Genomic DNA, 9870 nt, shown 5'->3' with positions numbered 1-9870 from the left:
AAAAGGACTAACTCCGCTTGAATATCGGCAATTAGTCCTTAGTTAGCAGCTAATATAAAGTGTCCTAATTTTAGGGTTCACATCAGAGGTAGCTTGCTTTTTTATTTTGCTCAGAAAAAGAAAAGGTGATGATTCATGGCTGAAAAAATATCCGTTGTTGCTAGCGAGCTGCCGGTGTTAAGCGACCCCGCAGGTTATCGTCTTTTAAAAGAAATTGCTGCTGACGGCCATTATCGGCAGGTAGCGTGGCTAAAGGATAGAGAACGATATGTGCCGCTCTACGGTACGTCGCAAATTAAAGATGTTGCTGACAATCCAGATGAGAATATCGAAATTCTTGCTGTTAAAGGGGAAGGAGACGATTAAGCTATGAGGACTAAAGAAGAAAAAGATGCTTGGAGGAAAAAGCTAGTTGCAGACGCAGAAGAAAAAATCTTAAAGCTACGTGATACTGATAAATTCAAAAAATATCTGTCTACGATGGCCAAATTTCCGGCTCATAGTCTTAATAACGTCAACTTGATTTACGCACAATATCCGGAAGCAGGCTATCGACAATGGGAAAAAGATTTTGATCGGCACGTTAAAAAGGGAAGTAAGGCAATTAGAATAAGTGCGCCAATAAGGAAGAAACTGATTGCTGCGGACAAAATCAAGCTTAAGACAACCAGTGATTATAAAGTAGTCGTTTTTCGTTATGTGCCAAATTTTGATATTAAACAAACTGAAGGTAAGCCGGTTATGACGGCTCATGACTTTGTAAAAACTAATTTAAAAGACCATAAAAATGTGACGGCTCTGCTTAATGGTATGAAGGACTATCTGGAAAAAAATACGGAATATAAAGTCTCTGAACGTTCCTATGCTGATCATGACATTAAAGGAGAGCTTAATGATAAGAACATCTATCTTAATTCGGACGTTAAAGACGACGCGCTTAAATTGAAAACATTGTATCATGAGTATGCACATGGTCAACTAGGGCATAAACCAACTAGTAATATTGCACAGCATAGGATAGATGAAATGCAGGCGGAGGCAGTTGCATACGTAGCAATGCAGAATAATGGCGTTGATACGGGTAACTATTCGCTCGGATATATTGCCACGTGGGCTAAAGATGACAAGATGGTCCATAAAGCGCTGTCTGAAATCCATATCGTTAGCAGTAAGGCAATTGATATAACTGAACAAGTTACTAAAGAGCTGGGACTGGACAAAGAACCTGAGAAAAAAGCCCCAGAGTATGACAAAGCTGTTACTCAAGGTAAGCAAGAAGAAGTAAAAGAAATTAAGTTAGAAGAACCTGTAGTAATCAAACCAGAAGAAGTAAGTGTCGATGGTAAGGATAAAGCTGTGCCAAAAAGAGAATGGAAGGAGGTGAAGGAGATTAAACCGGCAGCAGAAGTTAACAAAGTAAAAGGTGTAGAGATAGATTATAGTGATAAGGGGTTAGAGTTATAAAAAATGTTTTGTGATATAATATATTATATAAGGTACAACATATGAAGAATAAACGAGCACCTACACATATAACTAATTGGATAAACAAACAAGTTAATTGGATAATATTGCTGATATCGTTTGGATTAGGTTTGATTTTATCTGGTAGTTTAATAATTTCTGCCAGTGGTAAATCCAGGCAGGCACTCTACCTTCTTTCGAAGTTCAAATTTTCAAAATCAGCAGTAAATCTAATAGGTCAAGCTATTTCTGCGAATTCTAATCAAGCTGTACACGGTATTTTATTAATAATATTCGGCTTTATCATTTTAATACTTATTGCTTGTATTTTAGCAAGTAAGGGTAAGATAGGTGTCTATATTTTTTGGACATTAATCTCGATATTTTGGTTTATACCAAACTTGGCGTTTTATAATTTGTTAGACTGGCCAGAGTTAATATTGTTTACAACATGGTTTTGTTTCTCCATAATTTGGTTAATAAAAAAACTATACTTTTGGACGATTAAAGATAAAGATACAATGCTGGCTAAATTAACATTCTTATGGGGTATTGTAGCAGTAGTATTGAGTATGATAATAAAAGGATAAATAAATTGTTTGACAACTTTCAAGATAATAATGCAGAGAAAATGATCAGTTTTGTATTTTTTGTTACATTATTGGTTGACGTATTGGGAGCAGTGAAGTTACATAAATTTTATAGTACTATTAATCAGACTTATCGCAATATATACGATGTAAGTAATGTATTTAAAATTATGTCTTTACCAAATTATGAAAATGCTTTTCACTGGGGACTTCTGGTAATATTAGTAACAAGTATTTTTGCAATTATGGCTGTAGGTTATTGTCGAAGCACGACCATAGCTTTTAATCGGAAAAAATATGTAGTTTTTGCACTGATTATTGAGTTCTTTATCGCAGCTATCGCTGTTAATTATTGGGTTCTTGCTGTAGTAGCTGTGGCTTTGGTTGCTTGGATTGTGACAGGCATGTCAGCTTAAATGATTTTTAGTTGTTAAATTGATAGTGAATTCAAAGTGGCTACATTACGTAGCTGCTTTTTTGTATAAAAGGAAGTGTTTAGTATGCAGTAATTGAAATTAAATAAAAAAGTAAAATGAATGATGTGTAGGCACTACTACTGAGAGTAGTGGTGCCTTTTTTGTTTTACAGAAAAGAAAGGAAAACAATGAAGAGACTGAAGAAAAAGCAGATCAAGCGTCTAGCTGCAACTTTAGGCGTTAGCTTGACCTTGACCGGAATTGGTGTCAGCGCTGCTTATAGCAACAGTAAGGCACCACAGCCTTTATCAGTACATGCAGCCGAACAGGCGCAATTAGGCAAAGACGCAACTGTGCCCAAAGGTAAAGATATTGCTTTTGTCATTAATTACCAGGTTCCGAGTGATCAAACCATTAAGAAACTTGAGTTTTATGACAAACTTGAACCGGTGTTTAAATACAATAAGGCCCGCGTGTTTGACCCAGATAACAATGACGTGACCGATCAGGGTAAACTGAATTTTGACAAGGTTACAAATACGGTGAGCTGGGAAGCTAATGATCCGACAAAATGGTTTGGTAAGAAGATGAGCATGCGCCCAGAAGTGACACTTATTGAGAATGCTGATCTGTCTAAATACCTGGATAAAAATACCAATCAGTACAATATTCCTAACGTTGATAATTTGGTTATTAACGATAAGGATACATCGTCAAACCCAGTTCATGTTCATACACCAAACGATAAAGATCCGACTGTTTTGAAGCAGATTGAAGATAAAAATGGGAAGCTAGGTGATGGAGCTAAATACAACATTGGTGACGAGTTCCATTATCGGGTACAATTCTCTGTTCCTAAAAATGGTAAGGATATTTCTAATATCGATTTTGAAGACGACCTAGAAGATGTTTTAGATCTGAAGCCGGTTAAGGTGTCTGATAACAAAGGTAACGATATTACTAAGACTGAGGGCGAGTTAAAGATTGATGATGAGTTTTGTTTGGCAAACAAGTAAAGACTATTTGACCCAAATGCCGGATCATTATTACGTAGTTGATATTGTTGCGACTGTCAAATCAAATGTCGATTTGTCTAAGTACCTTGACAAGGCGTCTGGTAACTACCAAATTCCAATCACCGCTCATATGAAATATAATAATAAAGATGTTCCATCTAACAAGGTCAATGTTGTTACGCCGCCGCCAGATGGCAAAAACAACATTGTTAAAAGCGTTCAGAGCATTTCAGGCAATTATCATGAAGATAAAGATAACGTCGAAATTGGCAAAGATTATTCCTATAAAATAAGTTTTACACCAGCGGCTGACAAAAACCTAACTGATGTTGAAATCACCGATGATTTGGAAGATGTATTAGACCTTAAAAAGGTAGTTGTGCAAAATCCTGATGGTAAAGATGTCACTGATTCCGAGGGTACTTTAAAGGTAGACAACGATAAAGAAAGCTTTATTTGGCAACCTAAAGATGAGGTAGTGAAAACTTTTGGTGGAAAAACCTATAGTGTAATTGTTACTGCTAAAGTTAAAGATGGTGTAGATTTACAGAAGTATCTGAAGAATAATGTGATTGAAATTCCTAACACAGCGCACATTAAGTCAAATGGTGACGATGTGCCTTATAATACACCAGTAGTAACGCCTAAGACGGAAACGTCAAAGGCTAAGAAGGGCATTGTTAAGGATCCAAGTGTTTGGACTAAGTTTTTTGGCAACTCATCGACAACGGCTAGTGGCCAAAACCAAACTAAGACTGACAAAGCTTATGAAGCCAACGAAAAGCTGTATGCGACCGCTAATAAGCTAGTGAAAGAAGACGCTGACGGCACTTTGGTAAAGGTAAACAAAAATGTGACTGACAAGCAGTTCAAAGACGCACTCAAAACATTAATGACGCCGAAAAAATCAGTAGAAGTAATTGATACCAGAAAGCAGAGCGATTCGGCGATTAATGCAACCGTGCCAACCTTGGCCGATGATATTAAACAGATTATTAATGCGACTACAGTTGAAAGTAATCAAGCCGCAAGAGGCGACGCAAATGACTATCTCTTAACATTTGATATTGGTAACAATAGCGATATGAAGTCATTAGTCCTAAGTGACGACCTGGAAAATGTGCTTGATTTGAAGAGCGTTGTTGTCCTAGACAGTGAAGGTAATAATATTACCAACGACGGTACTTTAGTAACCAGTGATAACGATGAAAGTTGGCAATGGACTGCGAAAGAACCGGGTAAATACAGCAATAAGAAGATTTTTGTTGCAGTAGCTGCCAACATTAAGCCAGACACTGATGTGACATCTTATACCGGTGGTGAAATCCCAAACTTAGATTATATGATTATTAACGGTAAAGACACACCGACCAATATCGTTAAGACGAAATTGAATGGTAATCCTGACCCAAAGAAAGATCCAAAATCACCTGAATATAAGGATCCAAAAGATCCAAAGAATAAAAAAGATCTAAATAATAAGAAAAAGCCTAAAAAAGACCCGTATAAGGACGTCTTAAAGGGTGATGGAACAAAGAATCCAATAACTGGTAAAAATGGTAGTAGATGCGAATATTTAAAAACAAAGATCTTCGAAAGGAACAAAATATTATGAATAAATTTAGTAAGACCATTCATGATCTGCGTATCTCACGTAAAATAACAAAAAAGAGCTTTCTAAGGGTTTATTTGACCGTAGCATGATTTCTAAAATAGAACATACTTCGATGTCTACTACCTATGAAAACGAAATTAAATTAATAACTCGTTTAGGTGTAACGCCTAATGAGTTCGAATACATCAGCAATGGTTACCAAGTAAGTATTAAACAACAGCTCTTACAACGCTTTTTTATTTCTTAACACTCATGATGGACTTGAAATAGCTAAACAAATACTTCAACCCATTTGGTTTAGTTATTTGCATAAAGTCAAAGTTTTAACTATTACAGATATTTCGATTTTAAACGCTATTATCTTTGCTTTCGATACTAAAACTGCTAAAAAGATGCTTAACAAGGCTATCAATTTTCTTAATACTAATTATCCATTTATGGAATCTCTTAAAGCTAATCTTCTCATTAATCAAGCCGGGTTGCAAATGCAAGAGCACAAATTTAAAGCAACTGCAATTGATTTAACCAGAATAAAGCCTATGCTAAAGGATTTAGGTCAATATAACAAATTGATTGTAGTTGATGCCAGAATAGCTATTTGTAAAAAAATAAAAAGAAAGCTTTAAATCAAGTAAAATTATTACATAAAATAGGAGCTGACCAATTAACAAAAGGCTTAAAAGCAGAAATCAACGAATTCTTGTAGCCTTCAATTTAACTCTCTAAATTCAGGGGTTCATTTAATTAATTTTGCTTTTAAGCTACAAATAAACAATTTATTTAATTATTTATTTGATATTGTTCAAAGCATCTTTCTGCTCCGTTTGATCAACGTGGGTATACAAATCTGTAGCAGATGTACCACATTGGCCAAGCTGCTGTCAGACTAAAATACTGTCCTGAGTCTCTGCATAAAGCTCCGAAGCCAGCGTATGCCGCAACTTATGCGGAGTGATACGTCTACCAAATGCTGCAGAATACTTGGCAACGAATTGTTCGATAGCGCCTGATGTCAACCGCTTTGCTTTACCATTTTGTAGAGATACAAAGAGGGCAATTTCATCTTCAGCACCAGGATAGCGATCATTTCTGACGGTCAGATAGTTTTTGATATAAGGTAATACCCAACGTGCAATGGGCACAGCATCTTTTTGACCGCCTTTACGGACCACATTTAACATGCTGGCTTGCATATTTAGATCCTTAACATTTGCACTGGCAGCTTCCTGAACCCTCACACCAGTACCTAGCATTAATGCTATTACCGCGATATCGCGCTCTTTATTTCGCACAAAATGACCTGCAATATTATTATTGACTTGCTTTTCATATTTATTAGAAAGAAAATCTAAAAAATCATGTTTCTTTTGCCCCCGATACATATGTGTTTTGAGTTCATTTGCACGATAATTTAACGTTTTTGAAGTGGGGAGGGAATCGATTTTGGCCATTACATTACGGTAGAAATACGGCTCTCCATTATTATTATCAGCAGTCACTGTCAAAAAAGGTATATAGGGAACGAAGTGCATTTATCGACCTATTTATTGTGGTGGGAGAATTGTATTTGTTTTGCTTATTTGTCTTATTCTTTAAAGAATCAATATAGAACATTACATCGTCACGCTTCAAACACTCTAAAGTTTTTAAACTTACATTCTTGCAGCTATCTGCGCTGCTTAAACCTTCCTGGATTAGCCATGTGAGGAAACGGCGTGTTTCTGTTATGTACTGATACTTAGTAGTTAGTGATAAATTTTTAGCCAAATAAAATTCGTTGACATAGAATGGTAAATTCCTAAGTTCCCGATTGATTAATTTGGCATAATGTTCTTGATCCATACTGATTTTCTCCTGTAATAAATATGTTGAACGATAATGTCACATAAGCAACAAACTTAATTCGCTGCAGCTGCTTATTTTTAGAGGGTAGTGCGCTTAATATCATTGATTAAAACTCTAATTTTAATAAAAGAGTTTGAGACCTATATCCTAGAATGTTGCTTACTTTTTATTAATTAAAAAGTGGTGTAATTATAGTTGTTAGAAAATTAGACTATAGCTTTATATTTGATACATTTTCACCAAATTTTATTTTATCCGTGATACCCATTCCGGATCATTTTTAACCTGACTTAATAAATCTTGTAAGTTCCTCAACAAAACATCATCACTAATTTCACCATTTAATCTTTTTGAAAGTAAGTTTATTTCTTTCTCGTTATATGAATCCAATAATTGAGCTAACTTATTTAATATCACCTTTTGGGAAAAATTATTTCGCACATTGTATTGATGTGTAATAGCGGCAATTCTTAAGAAAAAGGCGAACCATTCACGAGAATTAAGCATTTTTTCAAGTTCAGAACCTTTATTTGACTTAAGTAAGTTACAAGCAGTTTGTTTAATTTCTTTATATCTGTTATATACATAATCACCATATATTTTATTTTTGTATTCAAAATTGAGAATTCTTTCACCTTTTGCTCTTGTTCCAAGTCCAAGATAGCAATCCCAAAAAGCCACATATTCAAAATCTGCAAGTTGTTCTATTTTTGCAACCTTTGTTTTTATTGGTGGAATTTTCAGATGGTAGTATGAAACATCTAAAATATTTGAAGATGTCGATTTAAAAAAACATAATTGGACAAGTAAGGCTTCAGCATCATATAGATTTTTACCAAAATCTTTTTGATTTTCTATTTCATCAGCTTTTTTAGAGTAATACTTTGTAAGTGCATACTTACTGATTAAGCGATTATCTTTACTATTAAAAATACGAGTTACACTATAATCAGATTCGGGAGAACGAAAACTTAATAAGCAGGATCTGTAAATATAAAATTGCTCTGTTAAGGACATTTCGATGTCTAAATTTTTTGTAATATTAGAAATTATTGTATGCGTTTCGGAAAGAATATCCTTAATAGGTTTTGAATCCCTTTTATCATAAGAAGCTTCCGGTAATGAATTTTCAATTCTTGTTTCACAGTTTTCAAGTATTTTCGTAACTAGTGAATTAGGTTCATGACGTGGCTCAGAATGCATGGCGAAAATTGCTGCCTTTGCTAGCTGAGGAATTATTTCCTCAATATAATCTTCCAAGTTTACAGAGTTTAAAAACTCAAAAATCTCCTGATATAAAGCTTGATCACTATCTTTAGAATATGCTAGTGGCTTAATTATTTCATCATTTTGTATGGAAATAATTAGATTGTTGACAGTTGGAATATAAGATTTTTCGTTTAAAAAATAAGCAACTTGATGTCTTTGAAACTCTGGTGGATATTTCACAGTATCATCAAGGATTTTATTAATATATTGTTCTAATTCATCTTCATCATCCTGCTTAGTAGCAGTTTTAGTTTCCAACAGATTATTAGAGTCCATACAGTAAGCAATAGTACTTAGTTCTTTTTTATTTTTTTCTTTTTGCCAATCTTCATAAAGTTTTTGGTATCTATCTTTATGAAAGAGATAAAGATAGATAATAAGTAGTTCTTGGTCAGTTTGTACTCTTCCTTTTTTCTTTTGTCTACAAAATTCGTCTTCAACATACGATAGAAAATGATTAGCTTCACGTAGAGTCCTGTGTTCGTATATGAATAACTTTCCTATTTCAACTCTGCTCAAATCTTCATTTAAATTACTTGAAATTATTTCTACAAGTCTATTACTAAAACTTTGAGGATTTAAAACAAACGGTAGGGCAATCACTTGGTCAATAATCTTGTCTAAAAAATTATTTTTATTGTCCTTTATATTGTTCAAATTACCCACAAAAATAATTCGACATGAGCTCCTACCTTGTTGAATAGCATTGAAAAGTCTATAAAGTTCCCCTTGCGTTTTTTGACTTAAACGATCAAAATCGTCAATAATTAGGACGTTAGGACAGATTTTTGGGTTTCCTTTCAACATTTTTATGCTCGATGACATAAGGATTTTATCTACATTTATCACTTTGTTCTTTGTGAGACTGAATAAATTAATTACTACAGTTGCTATTATAGTTGTGATTGTAAATGCATAATTGGGTAGATTTATGGAAATAACTCCTTTTATAGCTAAAATAAGACTGCAAACTATTGTCAAGGTAACCAATGCATGACCTACTATTGTAGCTCTCTTAGCCAGTTTTGGATGGGTTGCATCAAAAAGTTGCCTACTCAAGCTTTCGTTAAAGTCTGGCTTCCATAATTCTAAATAAATAAAATTTAAATTGTCTTTTGCTTTTTTTTCTACATTTTTTAAATATTCTGTCTTTCCACTCCCCCACTTACCTTGTAAGAAAAAAGTCTTATTACTTTCGTCTATAAGTAACTTTGCAAATTCTTCAGCATACATATCAGTTGAAATAGTAGGGATACGCCATTTATTTTTTGTCATTTTTCCCTTTAACACCTTATACTAACTATATAATATAACCTAAATTATAGAACTAAATATAAGTTAAGAAAAATGAATTTTGGGAAAATAATATGAATAAGTTTAGTATAAAGATTTTTTCTTAAATCGAACTGTAATAACAAAAAAGTGGATACTTTTTGATGTGAACCCCAAAATTAGGACACTTTATATTAGCTATTAACTGAGGACTAACTGCCGATATTCAAGCGGAGTTAGTCCTTTTAGTTTGATTTTGATTCTTTTCTGGTTGTAATACTCAATGTAGTCTCTGATTGCGTCTTCCAGTTCAGTGAGATTCTTAAAGTGCTTTTCAAAACCATAAAACATTTCTCGCTTGAGTATCCCGAAGAAGCCTTCCA

The 9870-nt window shown here is 34.1% G+C and carries 10 protein-coding genes and 1 pseudogene; 8 read left to right on the top strand and 3 right to left on the bottom strand.

Annotated features, from left to right (window positions below; genetic code table 11):
* Positions 1-135: 135 nt before the first annotated feature.
* From H3T43_RS09170 to H3T43_RS09140, 8 genes are all read left to right on the top strand, one after another.
* A complete protein-coding gene (locus H3T43_RS09170; RefSeq protein ID WP_198214145.1) occupies positions 136-366 on the top strand; it encodes a hypothetical protein in 231 nt (76 codons plus the stop codon).
* Between the two features lie 3 nt (positions 367-369).
* Positions 370-1464 (top strand): hypothetical protein, encoded by a 1095-nt coding sequence (locus H3T43_RS09165; protein WP_198214143.1) that lies wholly within the window; start codon positions 370-372, stop codon positions 1462-1464.
* 41 nt (positions 1465-1505) lie between these two features.
* Positions 1506-2054, top strand: a complete 549-nt coding sequence (locus tag H3T43_RS09160; protein WP_198214141.1) for a hypothetical protein — start codon at positions 1506-1508, stop codon at positions 2052-2054.
* Positions 2055-2059: 5 nt separating this feature from the next.
* Complete coding sequence (locus tag H3T43_RS09155) at positions 2060-2470, top strand: hypothetical protein (RefSeq protein ID WP_198214139.1); 411 nt, start codon at positions 2060-2062, stop codon at positions 2468-2470.
* 188 nt (positions 2471-2658) lie between these two features.
* Positions 2659-3486 carry an isopeptide-forming domain-containing fimbrial protein gene (locus H3T43_RS09480; RefSeq protein WP_232350329.1) on the top strand — a complete coding sequence of 276 codons (828 nt, stop codon included), beginning with the start codon at positions 2659-2661 and terminating at the stop codon, positions 3484-3486.
* A complete protein-coding gene (locus tag H3T43_RS09150; RefSeq protein WP_232350328.1) occupies positions 3458-5101 on the top strand; it encodes an isopeptide-forming domain-containing fimbrial protein in 1644 nt (547 codons plus the stop codon). The genes H3T43_RS09480 and H3T43_RS09150 overlap by 29 nt, the downstream gene beginning before the upstream one ends.
* An 85-nt stretch (positions 5102-5186) precedes the next feature.
* Positions 5187-5348 carry a hypothetical protein gene (locus H3T43_RS09145; protein WP_198214137.1) on the top strand — a complete coding sequence of 54 codons (162 nt, stop codon included), beginning with the start codon at positions 5187-5189 and terminating at the stop codon, positions 5346-5348.
* Between the two features lie 58 nt (positions 5349-5406).
* Positions 5407-5727 (top strand): hypothetical protein, encoded by a 321-nt coding sequence (locus tag H3T43_RS09140; RefSeq protein ID WP_198214135.1) that lies wholly within the window; start codon positions 5407-5409, stop codon positions 5725-5727.
* Between the two features lie 162 nt (positions 5728-5889).
* On the opposite strand, the pseudogene xerS reads toward H3T43_RS09140, so the two are convergent.
* The 3 genes and pseudogenes from xerS to H3T43_RS09125 all read right to left on the bottom strand — a co-directional run.
* Positions 5890-6943 (bottom strand): annotated as a pseudogene (gene xerS, locus H3T43_RS09135) (tyrosine recombinase XerS).
* Between the two features lie 249 nt (positions 6944-7192).
* Positions 7193-9490: a P-loop NTPase fold protein gene (locus tag H3T43_RS09130; protein WP_198214134.1), complete on the bottom strand. Its 2298-nt coding sequence runs from the start codon at positions 9488-9490 to the stop codon at positions 7193-7195.
* A 198-nt stretch (positions 9491-9688) separates the two neighbouring features.
* The coding region (locus H3T43_RS09125) for an IS3 family transposase (RefSeq protein ID WP_198214133.1) at positions 9689-9870 on the bottom strand (182 nt) is incomplete at its 5' end.

The sequence above is a fragment of the Lactobacillus sp. M0396 genome (assembly GCF_016101625.1).
Taxonomy (GTDB): domain Bacteria; phylum Bacillota; class Bacilli; order Lactobacillales; family Lactobacillaceae; genus Lactobacillus; species Lactobacillus huangpiensis.
This window is presented reverse-complemented; position numbering and strand designations above follow the sequence as displayed.

Coding starts and splice junctions, on each gene's coding strand:
- H3T43_RS09170 (WP_198214145.1), top strand. CDS start 136: ATGGCTGAAAAAATATCCGTTGTTGCTAGCGAGCTGCCGGTGTTAAGC.
- H3T43_RS09165 (WP_198214143.1), top strand. CDS start 370: ATGAGGACTAAAGAAGAAAAAGATGCTTGGAGGAAAAAGCTAGTTGCA.
- H3T43_RS09160 (WP_198214141.1), top strand. CDS start 1,506: ATGAAGAATAAACGAGCACCTACACATATAACTAATTGGATAAACAAA.
- H3T43_RS09480 (WP_232350329.1), top strand. CDS start 2,659: ATGAAGAGACTGAAGAAAAAGCAGATCAAGCGTCTAGCTGCAACTTTA.
- H3T43_RS09150 (WP_232350328.1), top strand. CDS start 3,458: ATGATGAGTTTTGTTTGGCAAACAAGTAAAGACTATTTGACCCAAATG.
- H3T43_RS09145 (WP_198214137.1), top strand. CDS start 5,187: ATGATTTCTAAAATAGAACATACTTCGATGTCTACTACCTATGAAAAC.
- H3T43_RS09130 (WP_198214134.1), bottom strand. CDS start 9,490: ATGACAAAAAATAAATGGCGTATCCCTACTATTTCAACTGATATGTAT.